Origin of the sequence: Psychrobacter sp. S4(2024), assembly GCF_036861305.1 — a bacterium.
Taxonomy (GTDB): domain Bacteria; phylum Pseudomonadota; class Gammaproteobacteria; order Pseudomonadales; family Moraxellaceae; genus Psychrobacter; species Psychrobacter cryohalolentis.
Window position 1 is genome coordinate 1 of sequence record NZ_JAZAQR010000005.1, and the last position, 16,449, is coordinate 16,449.

14 protein-coding genes are annotated in these 16,449 nt (G+C 42.2%); 7 read left to right on the forward strand and 7 right to left on the reverse strand.

Features of this window, described 5'->3' with window-relative positions; all coding sequences use genetic code 11:
• Positions 1–736 precede the first annotated feature (736 nt).
• Positions 737–1,303: a DNA glycosylase gene (locus tag VLA57_RS11750; RefSeq protein ID WP_442968876.1), complete on the reverse strand. Its 567-nt coding sequence runs from the start codon at positions 1,301–1,303 to the stop codon at positions 737–739.
• A 392-nt stretch (positions 1,304–1,695) separates the two neighbouring features.
• On the opposite strand from VLA57_RS11750, the gene upp reads away from it, so the two are divergent.
• Together upp and VLA57_RS11760 are read left to right on the forward strand one after the other, a co-directional pair.
• Complete coding sequence (gene upp / locus VLA57_RS11755; protein ID WP_011281223.1) at positions 1,696–2,343, forward strand: uracil phosphoribosyltransferase; 648 nt, start codon at positions 1,696–1,698, stop codon at positions 2,341–2,343.
• Positions 2,344–2,423: 80 nt separating this feature from the next.
• Positions 2,424–3,176, forward strand: coding sequence for an SDR family NAD(P)-dependent oxidoreductase (locus tag VLA57_RS11760; RefSeq protein WP_133104880.1), 753 nt, complete (start codon positions 2,424–2,426; stop codon positions 3,174–3,176).
• Positions 3,177–3,200: 24 nt separating this feature from the next.
• On the opposite strand, the gene VLA57_RS11765 is transcribed toward VLA57_RS11760, so the two are convergent.
• Positions 3,201–3,857, reverse strand: a complete 657-nt coding sequence (locus tag VLA57_RS11765) for a hypothetical protein (protein ID WP_133104881.1) — start codon at positions 3,855–3,857, stop codon at positions 3,201–3,203.
• A 235-nt stretch (positions 3,858–4,092) separates the two neighbouring features.
• On the opposite strand from VLA57_RS11765, the gene VLA57_RS11770 reads away from it, so the two are divergent.
• The gene (locus VLA57_RS11770) at positions 4,093–5,049 is read left to right on the forward strand and encodes an alpha/beta fold hydrolase (RefSeq protein ID WP_133104882.1); all 957 of its coding nucleotides are present in this window, start codon (positions 4,093–4,095) and stop codon (positions 5,047–5,049) included.
• 184 nt (positions 5,050–5,233) lie between these two features.
• Positions 5,234–6,070 carry an alpha/beta fold hydrolase gene (locus tag VLA57_RS11775; RefSeq protein ID WP_133104883.1) on the forward strand — a complete coding sequence of 279 codons (837 nt, stop codon included), beginning with the start codon at positions 5,234–5,236 and terminating at the stop codon, positions 6,068–6,070.
• A 77-nt stretch (positions 6,071–6,147) separates the two neighbouring features.
• Here VLA57_RS11775 and VLA57_RS11780 read toward each other — a convergent pair whose 3' ends face one another.
• The 3 genes from VLA57_RS11780 to tyrS are packed head-to-tail and all read right to left on the reverse strand — an operon-like array spanning position 6,148 to position 8,368.
• Positions 6,148–6,375: a DUF1653 domain-containing protein gene (locus VLA57_RS11780; protein WP_133104884.1), complete on the reverse strand. Its 228-nt coding sequence runs from the start codon at positions 6,373–6,375 to the stop codon at positions 6,148–6,150.
• A gap of 13 nt (positions 6,376–6,388) precedes the next feature.
• Complete coding sequence (locus tag VLA57_RS11785; protein WP_133104885.1) at positions 6,389–7,153, reverse strand: TIR domain-containing protein; 765 nt, start codon at positions 7,151–7,153, stop codon at positions 6,389–6,391.
• Complete coding sequence (gene tyrS, locus VLA57_RS11790; RefSeq protein ID WP_133104886.1) at positions 7,154–8,368, reverse strand: tyrosine--tRNA ligase; 1,215 nt, start codon at positions 8,366–8,368, stop codon at positions 7,154–7,156.
• Positions 8,369–8,487: 119 nt separating this feature from the next.
• On the opposite strand from tyrS, the gene VLA57_RS11795 reads away from it, so the two are divergent.
• The 3 genes from VLA57_RS11795 to VLA57_RS11805 all read left to right on the forward strand — a co-directional run bounded on the left by VLA57_RS11795 (position 8,488) and on the right by VLA57_RS11805 (position 12,342).
• Entirely contained in the window at positions 8,488–9,861 is a 1,374-nt protein-coding gene (locus tag VLA57_RS11795; protein WP_133104887.1) for an anhydro-N-acetylmuramic acid kinase, read from the forward strand.
• A 168-nt stretch (positions 9,862–10,029) separates the two neighbouring features.
• Positions 10,030–11,361, forward strand: coding sequence for a beta-ketoacyl-ACP synthase II (fabF, locus tag VLA57_RS11800; RefSeq protein WP_442968877.1), 1,332 nt, complete (start codon positions 10,030–10,032; stop codon positions 11,359–11,361).
• A gap of 126 nt (positions 11,362–11,487) precedes the next feature.
• On the forward strand, positions 11,488–12,342 hold the full coding sequence (locus VLA57_RS11805; protein WP_333955008.1) for a hypothetical protein: 855 nt from the start codon (positions 11,488–11,490) through the stop codon (positions 12,340–12,342).
• A gap of 80 nt (positions 12,343–12,422) precedes the next feature.
• Here VLA57_RS11805 and VLA57_RS11810 read toward each other — a convergent pair whose 3' ends face one another.
• Both VLA57_RS11810 and VLA57_RS11815 read right to left on the reverse strand, forming a co-directional pair.
• Positions 12,423–14,240, reverse strand: a complete 1,818-nt coding sequence (locus VLA57_RS11810; RefSeq protein ID WP_333955010.1) for an aminopeptidase P family protein — start codon at positions 14,238–14,240, stop codon at positions 12,423–12,425.
• A gap of 361 nt (positions 14,241–14,601) precedes the next feature.
• Positions 14,602–16,164, reverse strand: a complete 1,563-nt coding sequence (locus VLA57_RS11815; RefSeq protein WP_333955011.1) for a peptide MFS transporter — start codon at positions 16,162–16,164, stop codon at positions 14,602–14,604.
• Positions 16,165–16,449: the final 285 nt, after the last annotated feature.

Here is a 16,449-nt window from a genome sequence, read left to right on the forward strand (position 1 = left end):
TTTAAAGAGACTTCTAAACTTGGCTCATCTAATCTGGCAAAATCGCTAAAAATTATGTTCGTAATGAATTAACTTTGAGTTTTTTTACTGTCTTAAATGATAATTTTTATAGTTAGAATCCTATCGAAAAGATAGTCAACCAACTTTATTTTTTAGCATTCTGAATCAGCAAAAATCCACACAAGTTGTTCTTTAGTTATGCTTTTAAATAATGTCTCTACTGTCGTCCAGTAAGAGTATTCTTACTAAATATGCTAAACCAATCTGGCTTATCCTATTTAGCGAGCTGACCATCATATCATGTTTTAATAGTCTGTCAACTTCTTTTCTTAATTTGTTTCATTAAGTTAACTGGTTAGTTATTGTGTAATCACACAGTAGCTGATTCCGGTTCGTCTTAATGAGGTGCGTATTATAGACGCTTTAATTAGTAAGTCAAGAAGTAAATTATTTTAATTTGAGTTAACTTAAAAGTAATTTTTTCGGTTGGCTAAATTCTCTAAGCGATAAACCACTCCAACCCGCCTTCCTCTCCGACTGGGTGGCAGTATACTCGCTTTAGAGAAGGGGTCAAGGGGGTTTGCCTGATATTTTAGCGATTATCTACCCTTATCATCAATACCATCTATTTATCAGTCAGTTAGGGTTAAAAGTAGTTTTGCCTTTACCAAAATCAATTCTTGTCCTTAGTTAGTGCTTATATATAGCCTCATAGCTTCTTCTATATATAACACTTTTATAGCTTACCTATCTTTTTGAAGAAGTCTTTATAAGCAGAGACTTTTTTATCTAATGCTAAAGGATAGGCGCGCGAGGTAGAAGGCAGTCTATATAAGGTTAAACTATTAACATCAGATTTTTTATTATCTTTATCCTGCCACTTATAAGGATAGTCCATACTTTGATTGGTCTTAGGATGCTTTGACTTGGCAGGTGGTTCAGCTAATAAGTTCAGTAAGACCTCTGTTGCCTTACCACCAGTCGTGAATAGTGCCTGCACTTTTGGTACTTGCGGCAAAATTGTGTCTAGATCGACGGTGGTCACGACCGTAAGGTCTTTATCAGACGCATTGCCTGTTTCACGAATCGCTTGTACTACCGTGGGACAAGAGGCTATACCACGCTCAAACATAAAGGCTCGAATACGTTCAGGATCAAAGCGTTTTTCGTCCCCTACTCTAAAATAATCCGCATCATCAAAAAATACGCGTCCATAAATGCGCCACATGTCATTTTGAAAATTGGGATAATGGAACCTCATAGCCCATTTGTCGGCAGTGGGCGGAAAACTGCCCATCATCATGACGGTGGCATCAGGTGGTAGGACAGGACCAAAAGGATGGGTTTCGATATTTGCGCTATCGGTCTTTAATTTCTGTGTCCACACAAAGTCGTTAGCAGCTTTTTGTGGATGGGTGGGATTATTCAGTGAGGTTTTGGTCATAAGATTCTTCATCAGAAAAGCGGTTTTTTTGCTATCATAGCAGGGTTAAACACTACTTCATTTGTTATAGCGCTATATAGTCAAACATAGTCGGCTTAAACAAAACCGATCTCGTTGTAAATGCCTTTGGCTTACTTTTTGTTAAAGTATTAAGCTTACTATTGATGGGCTAAATATAGGGTTGAAATGCAGTAAGTGTTTGTATCTTTTATACTAATCAAGCATCAGACCAAAAAACCAAGAGAATACTTATGAGCGACTTAAAAATCACTGTTATCGATCACCCGTTAGTCCGTCATAAACTCAGCCTTATGCGCGAAAAAGACTGTAGTACTTATAAGTTTCGTACATTAACCAAAGAGCTTGCGCGCTTGATGGCGTATGAAGCTAGCCGCGATTTTGAAATTGAAACCTTTCCGATGGAAGGCTGGTGTGGTGAAATCATTGGTGAGCAGATCATCGGTAAGACGGCAACTATCGTACCGATTTTACGCGCAGGTATTGGCATGCTTGATGGGGTGCTCGATTTGATTCCTACGGCAAAAATCTCTGTCGTTGGTTTGCAACGTGATGAAGAAACCTTACAACCGGTGCCGTTCTTTGAAAAGTTTGTCAGCCATATGGACAAACGCCCAGCCCTTATCATTGACCCAATGTTAGCCACTGGCGGCTCTATGGTTGCAACTATCGAAATGCTTAAGAAAAACGGCTGTACCAATATCAAAGCCTTGGTATTAGTTGCGGCACCTGAAGGGGTCCGTGTAGTCAATGAAGCACATCCTGACGTGACCATTTATACTGCTGCATTAGATAGTCATTTGGATGAGCACGGTTATATTATTCCAGGTCTGGGCGATGCGGGCGATAAAATCTTTGGTAAGCAATTATTTAATAAGTAAGCCAAAGCAGATAAACTAAGACAAGCTTTCGTCTCAAACAACATGACATATGTACAAAACATCAATGATAAGGATATAAGATGAACGTATTGATTACAGGGGCAAGCGCGGGTTTCGGTAAAGCGCTGGCTGAGCGTTTGATTGCCAAAGGTCATCGCGTGATTGGCTGTGCCAGACGCTTAGACAAACTCAATGCTTTGGCAGAAACTTTGGGCGAGGCGTTTTTACCTGTGGTTATGGATGTGAGTGATACAGCGTCTATCCCGCAAATCATTGCAGATTTGCCTGCTGATTTTAAACAAATCGATGTCTTGGTAAATAACGCTGGACTGGCGCTTGGTACAGAGCCTGCGCACAAGGCTAGTCTTGATGATTGGATGCGTATGACCGATACCAATATTAAAGGTTTAATGGCGCTGACTCACGCGGTCTTGCCAGCCATGGTCGCATGCGATAGCGGTTATATCATTAATGTCGGCTCAATTGCCGGAAGTTGGCCTTATTTTGGTGGTAACGTCTATGGCGCGACCAAAGCCTTTGTCAAACAGTTTAGCTTAAATTTGCGTGCGGATTTAATCGGTACGCAAGTGCGCGTGACCAACCTTGAACCGGGTAATGTCGCGGGTACTGAGTTTTCAAACGTGCGTTACCACGGCGATGACGATAAAGCGGCCAAGGTTTACGACGGCTTTAAAACCATGACCGGCGATGATATCGGCGATATTTTATTATGGTTGATTGAATCGCCTGCCCATATTAATGTCAATCGCTTGGAAGTCATGCCTGTCGCGCAAACTTATAACGGACTAACGATTGCTAAGCAAGATTCTTAAAATTTTAGCTGAACGTTTGGCTCATTAACGCAGTTCATAAGACCGAAGCAATATAGTCGCATCTATATTGCTTCTTTTTTTGCTACTGATACTCTCTTCATTGACCAAGCGCAACTCTTGAAAATCCAAAATCAATAACTCATTGCGTAAGCGCTCGCTGGTACGTTTATTATGGCGTATCGGAAATCCTAATACCTGTTTACCCGTAATCACTATCTGATTGATAATCGTGGTCGAATTATTGATGATAGCTTTTGCACTTAGTTTCTGAGCATTAATGATGGCGGTAACAGGATTAACAGTTGTAATTAACACCTTTGTCTGACGTACACTTTTTGGTAAATCCCCTGCAAAAAACAATACCTGCTCTAATGGTAAATACTGCGCGTGACGCATCAATTCCTGACGAAACAGCGAAGGCATATCAATATTGAAACTGTCTTCTGTTTGCTGAGAGAACGCCGTAAAATTACGATGTAAATAACGTCCAAACACGCTGCTATTAATCCAGTCTTGATAAATATCATTGGCTAGCAATTGCTTGGTGAAAGCATCGGCGTCTAGTGTGGTATCTGCTGTTAACATCTCCATCAATAATGTCTGTGGACTAGCAAAGTTCTGCTGCTGCCAGATTTGCGGATATAGGCTACTATCAAGCAATGGCAAATTTGACTTGTTCATAGACTGATATCCTTATATTTTACTTGCTGATGTTTGATTCGATTGATCACAGTCTATGACAAGTCGCTACTTTTACCGCTCAACTGCTTTTAACCCTAAACAGCTTTTATGTTATGGTCAGTTACCTATTTTAATATAGCAGTCTTTTAGAAATGAGATAAAGACTTTTGCTACGATACATTTTGGCTAAATCGACTTGGTACAATCGCTTAATGAAAACAAGGTACATTGCCTTATGAAGAGAAACTTAATCAAACTGCCTGCTAACTATCAGTTGAAAACAATTGATATCGCTTTGACTGACGGTACGTTGCTACCAGTGTCAGTGATAGGAAATGGTAAACCCATGCTGCTCTTACATGCCTATGGTATGGATGCGCGTGAGTTTTTGCCGTTTATTTTACCTTTAGTTGGTAAGTATGCGTTTTATCTACCGCATCTGCGAGGGTTTGGAGCGGCAAAAGATATCAAGCTGACCCAGTTTGATTTTGTGCGTCAGTATGCAGATGATATTAGTGTCGTTATTGAGCAAATTTGCTTGGCGCGCAATATAGAATCCTTGCCAGTTGCCGCCATCTCGATGGGTGCGCAAGTGATGTGGGCGTATTTTGAGCGTTATGGTAGCGAAAGAGTCAGCCGTTATTTGAATATTGACCAAAGTCCTGCTATTCACAATCAACCTGATTGGCAAGGTGGCTTGTTTGGCACGCGCCAGCAAGAAGTATTCGATATCTTTCATGAGGTGATTGATAAGACTTTGCCTTATGCTGACATCAAAAGCTTTACCCATCTGCCTTTTGCCCTGAAACGCCGTGCAACGGATGTCGAACGACTGTTTTCGTTATTATCCGTCAATCGCACGCGCTCAAAAGCTTTTATACAAGTGATGACTTATAAAAATGACCCTAAACTTGCGCTTTATGACCACAGTATTTGGCATCATAAAATGCGCTGCTTACAAGCCTATTTGACCTTACCCTATGACTTTCGCGGCGCGATAGAGCGTGTCACTATTCCAGTTGTTAACCTCATCGGTGGTCGCTCCAAACTTTACGATGCTAAGTGGCAGCAAAAAGTCACCCAGATGCTACCCAATGCAACTGAGGTCGTGTTGCCGCGCTCAGGTCATGCAGTACCGATGGATGAACCTGTTGGGTTTTATAAAGTGTTAAAGAGTTTTTTGGAAACTTAAGCATAACATTACGATGTCACTTAAAAACTCTATAATCGACACTATAACTTTACAACACGTCATAGTAATTACTCAAACCTACTTTTATACTAAAAAGCTGACGTTCGCCTTCATTAACCAAAAAACCAAATCAAAAAAGTGCGTCATTATAAAAACTTTATAATAATATAAAAAGGATCTGAACATGCCATATGTAAAAGTTGCAACACAAAACGAGCAACCTGTCGAACTGTATTACGAAATCCAAGGTACCGGCAAACCTGTCGTGTTAATTCATGGTTGGCCATTAAGCGGACGGGCATGGGAGTCACAACTTCCTGCGCTGGTTAAGGCTGGTTATCAAGTGATTACGTATGATAGACGTGGTTTTGGGAAATCCTCCCAGCCATGGAATGGTTATGATTACGATACTTTGGCACAAGATTTAAAAGCCTTGATGGATGAGCTAGATTTAACAAATGCTACTATCGTCGGCTTCTCTATGGGTGGCGGCGAAGTGGCACGTTATCTTGGGAAATATGGTTCTGAACGTGTCAGTAAAACAGTATTAGCCTCTGCTGTGCCGCCTTATTTATATAAAGCAGATGACAATCCTGAAGGTGGTCTAGAAAAGCAAGATATTCAGCAATTCTTAGATGGTGTCAGCGGTGACCGTATTGCCTTCCTAAATGATTTTACTAAGAAGTTTTTTACCCCAAAAGATGGCACATTATTAGTTAGTAAACCATTACGCTTATATAACCGTGATATTGCTGCATTTGCCTCCGCCAAAGCTAGCTACGATTGTGTCAAAGCTTTTAGCTATACCGATTTCCGTGATGACTTAAAAGCATTTGATGTACCAACTTTGGTCATTCATGGCGATGCAGATCAAATCGTACCGTTAGAGGTCAGTGGTCAGCGTTCGCACGAAATGATTGCAGACAGTCAACTTCATATCGTTGAAGGCGGCCCGCACGGTATCAATGTGACGCATGCTAAAGAATTTAATGAAGCTTTAATTGCTTTTTTAGACAGCTAATGAATTTTGTATATAAATAAGAAAGCGACCTTAAATGGTCGCTTTCTTGTTTATCAGTTATCAGAAAATTCTTAGGTTTAATCAGCCAATTCTTTTATAAGCTCAAATCGAGGTAACTGCTTACCATCTACCGTGACAGTTTCAGAAAACATCACTAACGGTCTTACCCAAACGCTATACTCACCGTAGAGACAGCGATAAACGACTAACGCTTCTTCCGTTTCTGAATGCTGCGCGGTATGCAAAACTTGGTAAAGATTGCCCTTATAATGGCGGTAAATACCTTGGGGAATGGCTTGATTCATAAATATAGTATTCCTAGAGAAATTTACTCATATCAACATTGTAACCGGAAGCTATCATTTCTTTAACGAGACTTACCTTCCAACCATCTGACTCATCTAAAGAAATATAAACTACACCTGATATATCATTTGGTTTTTCAACATTGCCTTTGACAAGTGCAACAACATTGTCTCTGCCAATTTTACCTATCAAAAATCCATGTTCAAAAACAACGTTCTGTCTAGCTCTTGGATTAAGAGTTTGTGGATCAGCTTTGACACCACCAATGTCGCATTCGGTATAAAGAACTATTCCAAAACCAACATCTGAATATCTTATAATTTTCTCTATGATTGTATCTCCAGAACTGCTCTGCTCCTGAAGAATAATAGCTTCAAAACCTAGTTTCCCTACAAACCTTGCTACTTTATCTATAGCGCCATCATCGTGTCCATGAAAGATAAAGACTTTTGAATAATCTAAATTTTTACTTCCTTGTAAATTAGAACTTCCACTATTAGAAAATAATGAGAGCTCTTCGATTATGGTGTCTATTAAGTTAATAGCACTCCTTCTCCCTGATTTCCAACAAGCGATATCTTCATCTCTGTTGGCATAAAGCGAAATTGACAAATAATTGATACGCATCAACTCTTCTAAATAGTTAGAATTACTGCCATGAATATTTTTGATAAGCATATTTAATTGTCGAGTTAACCTATCTAGTTTATCCTCATCATCATATGTTAACTCTTCAAAACCAATTTTTACTTTCTTGAATAATTCAATATTATCCATCTACTCACTCACCGTTACTTTCGCGTAAGCCTTTTTGCCTGCTTGGATAACGACTGTCTGACCAGACGTTAAGCTAAAGCCCGCGTCGACGACTTCGCCATCTACTTTCACCGCGCCGCGTTTAATCATATCTTTAGCAGATGAGCTGTTTTTGGCAAGCTCTGCTTGGTTTAATATCTGCGTGATAAATAATGCGTCCTGCCCTTCTAAATCCAAGGTCACTTCTGGTAAATCAACTGGCAATTCGCCATCAGCAAGCACGTTACCCGCTGATTTGTGAGCATTAGCCGCAGCATCGGCATCATGGAAACGCTCAATCAATTCTTCAGCAAGAATGCGTTTGATTTCTTGTGGATTGCGACCGTTTTCCATCTCTGCCATTAACGCTTCGACTTCTTCCATCGGCTTAAAGCTTAAAAACTCAAAGTAGCGACGGATTAAGGTATCTGGCATCGACAGCAGTTTTTGATACATGGTACCCGGAGCATCGTAAATGCCGACATAGTTACCGAGCGACTTAGACATTTTATTAACGCCGTCTAGCCCTTCTAAAATTGGCACCGTGATACAAACTTGTGGCTCTTGACCATAACGACCTTGCAGGGTGCGTCCCATTAGGATGTTAAAGGTTTGGTCAGTACCGCCAAGCTCGACGTCGGCTTTTAGCGCGATAGAGTCATAGCCTTGCACCAACGGGTAGAGAAACTCATGGATGGCAATTGGCGTTTGCGCCGCGTAGCGTTTGGAGAAATCATCGCGCTCAAGCATACGTGAGACGGTCAACTGGCTAGAAAGCTGGATCATATCGCCTGCTGACATATCCTTGAACCATTCAGAATTAAAGACAATCTTGGTTTTTTCTTTATCCAAAATCTTGAATACTTGCTCAGCATAAGTCTGCGCGTTGACTTTGATTTGCTCATCGGTCAATGGCGGACGCGTGCTGTTTTTGCCAGAAGGATCACCAATCTTGGCGGTATAGTCGCCGATTAGAAAATAAATCTCATGACCCAAATCTTGAAAATGCTTCAGCTTATTAATCAATACGGTATGGCCCAAATGTAGGTCAGGCGCGGTGGGATCAAAACCTGCTTTGATACGCAGCGGACGATTGAGTTTTAGCTTCTTAACCAAATCATCTTCAGATAAGATTTCTTGTGTACCGCGTTGGATTATCGCTAGTTGTTCTTCTAAGGTGTAAGTTTGGGTGGTCATGATGCTCTCTTTATTGTCTTTATTTAAAGGGTAAAGCGTTTGGGCTATTTAGAATCTCGTAGCCATCAAAAAATGTTAGAATTTGACAGATATACTAGCGTTTTTTAAGGTAAATTGCCATGACCAACCCTGCATCGTTTGCTGATAGTCAGCATAATAATTTTTCAGATCTGAGTTTAGAGAATGATTTTGATAGCCGTCTAGATAATATGGACGATTTAAACTATGCCACCTTGACCGATGCGCTCGAACAAACGGTGTTTGAAAACTTCGATGATGGCTTATATATGGGTATGATGTCGGGCACTAGCTTAGATGGTATGGATGCGGTCCTTTGTCAATTCAGTGAGAAAGATAATACCCAGCAACCGATGCACTTGTTAGCGACTCATAGCCAAGATTTTCCACCGCGTCTGCGTGAAGTGCTATTAGCATTGTGTCAGCCTAATGGGATTCAAGCATTAACGCCATCCGATGATGAACCAAATAGCGAACTAGACTGGTTTGGCTGGGCAAGTAAAGAATATGCAGAATTTTCAAGCGACGTGGTTAATACATTATTGCAGCAATCAAATACTGATAGTGAATCTGTACTAGCGATTGGCTGTCATGGTCAAACAGTGCGTCATCGCCCGCAGATGGGTTTTAGCTTGCAATTGGTCGATGCCAATATCATTGCTGAACGTACGGGCATTAGCGTCGTCAGTGATTTCCGTCGCCGTGATATGGCAGTTGGTGGTCAAGGTGCGCCTTTGGTTCCAGCTTTTCATCAAGCATTGTTTGCGGTGCCTGATAGCACGCGCGTGTTATTAAATTTAGGCGGTATTGCTAATATCGCTGTCTTGCCAGCGATTTCTAATGACCTTGTAGATTCTAATGAACACTCAGAAAATCAACCATCTGATAGCGTGGTTGGTTATGATACTGGTCCTGCCAATCTATTATTGGATGCGTGGACAACATTGCACACGGACAAGGATTATGATGCGGGCGGTACATGGGCACAGTCAGGTCAAGTCGTTGAGCCTTTACTGAATCAGCTATTAGAGCATCCATTTTTTAAGAAAACCTATCCAAAAAGTACGGGGCGTGAAGATTTTAACTTAGCATGGCTACAAGATGAGTTACAAAAATTCGACCAGGCTTCTGCTGATGTTCGCTACTCATCCGCCGACGTACAAGCAACGCTCACTGAGCTGACCGCCATCAGTGCCAGTGCGCAAATCAATTTATTTATCAATGCTAGTAGCAATAATGCTGTTTATGTCTGCGGCGGCGGGGCGTTAAATAATTATTTAATGACTCGCTTACAAGTACATCTGCCACGATGCAAAGTAGAAACGACAGCCAGCTTAGGACTTGAGCCAACTTGGGTAGAAGCCGTTGCCTTTGCTTGGTTAGCAAGACAAACACTTATGGGTGAAACCGGTAACTTGCCTGCCGTGACGGGCGCAAGTAAAGGCGTGGTATTGGGACAAGTATGTTTTGCCTGAGCGGTCAAATTTTAGTTTACATGCGTACACCTATGTGTTTTATAATGGCTTTAGAAATACACTCCTCTTAGGATCTGTCAGTATAGGATATAGCGAATGAGCCAGCACAGCAGTTTACCGAACGACTCACTTATCGACCAAGCTACGAATAGTACTGTTAATAACCCTATTGCCACCGCTCAGACAAAAAAACGTCATAAGCCGCCACATTTCGAACGCACTGATGAGATGCGCGTTGTCGTGACAGGTATGGGCGCGGTCACGCCATTGGGATTAGATGTCGAAAGCTCGTGGGCGAAACTACTCAAAGGTGAAAGCGGCATCACCGCTATTAGTCATTTTGATGCATCTGGTTATCGTGCGCAAATCGCAGGCGTGGTCAAAGACTTCGATCCAAAGCAATACATGAACGCCAAAGACGCACGCCGTTATGATGATTTTATGCATTATGCGGTTGCTGCTTCCTCGATGGCGCTACAGCAAGCAGGTTTTATCAATGAAGTAAGCGCTGCTGACGCTCCGGTACAAGGTGTTGATCAAGAGCGCTTTGGTGTCATTATAGGCTCAGGTATTGGTGGTATTCAAAACATCGAAAATAGCCGTGATACTTTACGTGAAAAAGGTGCCAGTAAAGTCTCTCCCTTTATTATTCCAGGCTCTATCGTCAATATGGCAGCAGGACTGGTGGCAATCAAACATACTTTAAAAGGTCCAAACCTTGCAACGTCCACTGCTTGCACTACAGCAACTCATGCAATTGGTCTGGCAGCGCGCTTGATTGCTTATGGCGACGCCGATGTGATCCTAGCAGGCGGTAGTGAAAAAGGCTCAAGCCCACTTGGTATCTCAGGTTTTGGTGCCATGCACGCCCTTTCAACTCGCAATGACGAGCCAACTCGCGCTTCACGCCCATTTGATAAAGACCGCGATGGTTTTGTACTTGGTGATGGCGCTGGTGTCATGGTACTAGAAAGTCTTGCTCACGCAAAAGCGCGCGGTGCGACGATACTGGCTGAATTGGTTGGCTTTGGTATGAGTGATGATGCCAGTCATATTACTGCGCCGCCAGAAGACGGTAGTGGCGCAGCACGTGCTATGCGTAATGCTTTAAACGATGCCGGTATTGAGCCGTCAGTCGTAGGCTATGTCAACGCTCATGGCACTAGCACGCCTGCTGGTGATGTCGCGGAATCTATCGCCATTGAAACGGTATTTGCCCCTGTAAAAGATAGCATCTTGGTAAGCTCCACCAAATCAATGACCGGTCATCTACTTGGCGCTGCGGGCGGCGTTGAAGCCATCTTTACTGTTCTTGCTTTGCAACATCAGCAAGTACCACCAACGATTAATTTGGACAATGTTGAAGACAACTGTAATCTTGATTATGTCGCCAATCAATCACGCAAAGTTGAGAACTTGCAGTATGCCGTATCCAATAGCTTTGGTTTTGGTGGCACCAATGGTTCATTGATATTTGCCCGCTGGCCACTCAATGATTAAAGCATTAAGCTTATGAGTGAGACCTTGTAACCTTGGTGGCAGATTTACTACGATTGTCTACTTGCAGCCCCTTATCATCCTTGCGTATGATAAGGGGTAATTTTTGCAACATTTATGGACGATACCATGTCAAGCTATTCATTTTCTCATCAGTTTTATCAGCGCTGGACGTGTGCACCAGAGCCTATCCGTGCCTCAATCATCCAAGAACTCACCGATATCACAACTTTATTGAAAGCTGAAACGCCATTTGAAACTTTTGTTTTTAGCACCCATGACCTAGATGCACACCTTGATGATCTCTACGAGAATCACGAAGCTGAGCAAGCTATCGCCAAGGCAATCGCTGATAAACAAGCGGCAGAACAGCTAATTTTTGAACAACAGCGTTTAGAAGGAGAACAAAAAATCAAAGCAGCAGAAGAGATTAAACGTCAACAAGAAGCTCACTTAACAAAGGAAAGCAGGTTAAAAGAACAAGCTTCAGAAGAAAAAAATAAGCCTAAAGAAGCTGAAAATACTCAAAAAGAAGTAGAAAGAGAGACACTGTTGGCTGATGATAAAAATCGTTTAGAAGCAGCTATAAAACTAGAGACAGCTGATGCAGATGAAACAGAAATCGACGATAAAGTTGATACTATCATCAATGATGAGTCTGATAGTGAGAAACATATTGTTAGTAGTACAACCATTAGCGAACATGCTAATGCAATTGATGATGACAGCATCAAAAATGATAGCAGTATTAACGCCATCAACAATAAAGCCAGTTTAGCGATCAGCTTAGCCCTCAAAGATGCCAAACTCAGCGTCACTCATAAAGACTTAATTCATGAGCTTGAAATGCAGATTGACGATTATTTGAGCGATCAGATGATGCTGATGTCTGAAAACCTAAAATCTTGGCTACGTGCTGAGATGACTCAACATTTAAGCGAGCAAGACAAAACTCTTTCTAACGGTAATCCTCCAAAAAACTAAACGCATTATCTGAACAGAAAAAAGCCCCATAAATATTTACGGGGCTTTTTTCTATTTACCTAAAAACAAGCTACTTCCTCTTATATTGCTTGCGTACGCTCCGTTAGCCAGTCAAGTGCTGCGCCATCGACGCGATTTTTTAGCTCTGCATATACTTGGCGATGATAGTCATTCAGCCAATCGATCTCTACTTGACTTAATAATGACGGCTCAATCAAACGTGTATCAATTGGGCAGTAAGTAACAGTCTCAAAATTAAGGAAATTACCAAATTCCGTCTCTACTGGATGAGAAACACGTTTATTAACCATCAAGTTTTCGATACGGATCCCCCACTTACCTTCGCGGTATAGACCCGGCTCATTACTAGATATCATACCTTCTTTCATCGCGCGCTCTTTTGGCGTACTGGCACTATAAGCAATAACTTGTGGACCTTCATGGACATTGAGGAAGTAACCAACGCCATGACCCGTACCGTGACCATAATCCATTTGAGCTTGCCATAGTGGCGCACGGCAAATCGCATCAATCAGTGGTGAGGCAATACCATCAGGAAAATGTGCTTTTGCTAAAGCAATATGTGCTTTAAGTACGGTGGTAAAGTCGCGTTTGTGTTCCGTGCTTACTTGACCGATGCCAACCACGCGCGTGATATCTGTGGTGCCGTTTTGATATTGAGCACCTGAATCAATCAGTAGCAGTCCGCCTTCGCCTTCATTTACCTCTAAATAGCTGAATTTTTCTGGTGTTGCGCGGTAATGTGGCAAAGCACCGTTTTCATTGAAACCTGCGATAGTGGGGAAACTTGGCGACACATAATGTGGCTGCTGACTACGTACCTCAATCAGCATACTATCAACATCCAGCTCGCTTAAATGCTCACCGTCTGCTAAACGCTGCTCAAAGGTGGCAAAAAACTCACATAATGCTGCGCCATCTTGACGCATCGCTTCACGTACATGATCGATGTCAGCGTCAGATTTAACCGATTTTAGCAAAGTACTTGGCGCCATTTGCTCAATAAAACCTACGCCATCGGCCATTTTAGATAGCGTACCCACTGCCACTTTACTCGGGTCTAATAGCAATAAGTCATCGGCTGTGAGCGTACCCAATGCGTCTTGCACTGCCTCATAATCAGCGATTGTGATACCGCTATCTTTCAAGCTTTGTGCTATCTCGCTACTGACTTTATTATTATCAATAAACAATGTCGCGTCGTTTTCGCTAATGAGCATATGTGCCAAAAACACAGGATTATAATCAACATCAGCGCCGCGTAAGTTGGTCAGCCAAGCAATATCATCTAAGCTCGAAAGCAAATGATGCGTCGCCCCTGCCTCTGCCATACCCGCACGGACGGCGGCAAGTTTGTCGATAGCAGACTGCGCTAAAAACTGTGCATCATGTACATATAAACTGGCTGCTGGCAATGCTGGACGGTCAGTCCATACTTCCGTCAATAGATCACGCTCAGTAATTAAGGTAATATCATTGGCTTCAAAGGCATCAAGCAAGCGATCTTGCTCAGCGATAGACAGTACATTGCCATCGACTGCCACGCTATCACCTTCCGCCAGGTGCGCAGCGAGCCAATCGATATGGTTTGGCTGACCCGGTGCTAGCTTCTCTAAAGTAATACCCGTGCCATCCAATTGCTCAGCTGCATGTACCCAGTAGCGGCTGTCGGTCCACAGACCAGCAAAGTCAGCGGTAATGACCAATGTACCAACCGAACCGGTAAAGCCTGACAACCAAAGCCTCGCCTGCCAATATTCTGGTAAATACTCAGACAGATGCGGATCAGCAGAAGGGACAATAATCGCGGTCAGGTCTTGTGCTGCTAGGGTTTGACGTAAGCTCTCGATACGATCATGAATGGCTTGTTTATTCATTAGGTAATTCCTTATGAGTGTTTAAAAATTAGTATTTAAAAATCAGCGTTTAAAAAATAACGTGAGGCGACTATGGATAGCCGTCTTATTTGAGAAATTGCTTTGGTTCTTCATGTGAATTAAAAAATAACAAAGATTAGGCAAATGATATTAGGCAAAGTCATTTTGCATAGTAATCAGACAAGGTTGATGAAGCGTAAGAGTAAAAACAATACCCTTAGATGTTTGGGCAGACAGTCAGCTTTCAATAGCCTTAGGCAAATATCTTGCCAAGTTAAAAAATAAGACGTGCTACCCATAATGGTAACACGTCTTATCATCAGTCACTGACTTGGACCACTTCTAATCAATAACTGGTTATCTAGCTGGCTTGATCCGCATGCTCGCTTTGCTTGAGCATATTATTGATAGGTTTTGCCAATAATAGCAAGATAATTGCCGTTACTACCAAAAAGACAGTCATAGTGGTAAACAATCCGGGTAATCCTTCAATCTTATCTGCTGAGACATGACCACCAAAGAATGCCGCAACTAAATTGCCAAGTGCAACAGAAGCAAAGAACAGTCCCATCATCTGCCCTTGCATACCTTTTGGCGCAAGCTTCGTCATAGCAGACAACCCAACAGGGCTCAGTGCCAACTCACCAAGCGTCAGTAGTAATAGACTACCAACCAACCATAAAGGTGATGCCAAGCCGCCATCAGCGGTTAAGATGCTTTTTGATGCAAATATCATCAAGGCAAAACCAGCAGCCGCAAGTAACATACCAAGCGCAAACTTCGTCATACTACTTGGCTCAAGACCTCGATTGCCAAGCTTGACCCATAAAATACTAGCTATAGGCGCTAATATTAAGATAAACAACGGATTCAATGATTGAAACCAGATACTGGGTACTTCAAACCCTAAGACATTTAGATCTGTATAGCGATCGGCGAACAAGTTAAAAGACGTTGGTTGCTGCTCAAAACTTGACCAAAATAGCGTCGAGCCAATAATCAAAATAAAGCAAATCATCAAACGCAGCTTATCTGTTTTATCCAGTCTTGGTGAAATAGCCATTACTGCAAAATATAAGATGACCACTGCAGCAATGACATAAGTCATATATTCTGCGACCATTTCAGGGTTAAATGGCATGATACCAGTGGATACTAAAATCACAATGGCAACTAGCAAAGCTAAGAATCCTGCAACCCACTGACCGACGTTTTTAAACAGTCCTGTCGTTTGTTCCCATTCAGGGGTGATGTTTTTGGCACTGGCATAACGATTTAACGTCTTTTTAGCAGAAAAGCGGTAAATGATTAGCGAAGCCAACATACCAAGTCCACCAACGCCAAAACCTATATGCCACATCCCTTTTTCTTTAAATACACCCACAATCAGTGCTGCCAATAGCGCGCCAATATTGATACCCATATAAAATAAAGTAAATCCACCATCGCGGCGCGAATCGCCCTTAGGATATAAGGCACCAACCATCACTGAGATACAAGTTTTAAATAAGCCAGAACCCAAGACGATACAGATGAGCCCCATAAAGAACAGCGTCATACCGAACATAGCAGAAAGCGCGATACACAAATGACCCAAAGCAATAATAATACTGCCCCACCATAGCGCACGCTCTTGACCGAGCCAATTGTCAGCTAGCCAGCCGCCCGGTACAGCTGCTAAATACAACGAACCGGCAAAAATACCATAAATGGCAGAGGCAGTCACTTCATCAAAGCCAAAACCCCCACTATCGACAGTCGCTACCATAAACAATACCAGTAGCGGACGGATACTATAATAAGAAAAACGCTCCCACATTTCAGTGAAAAATAACGGGCGTAGCGGCTTAGGATGTCCCATAAAGCCATTTTCTAGCGATGCCAATTCGGCAGCACTTACCTCTGATTTTGATTCTATATTCATAAATCTATTCCCTTAAATTCCACTTAGATAATGCCCCAATTCCTAATTCTTTTAGTCAGTGGTTTTATAGGCGCAATATTGTTTCACCTGCTCGGAAGCAAGTAAAGAGAGAATTGGTCAATAATTACACAAACAACCATAAAAAAACCCCGCTCTCCATGATTGAGAACGGGGTTTTTATGGTTGTGCTGAGTCGTAATCATAGTGGCAATGGCAATGCCACTAAGTAGAGACTGAACGCTACATTGAGAGACTTAATTATAGACAGCTTGCTCATCGCTATAT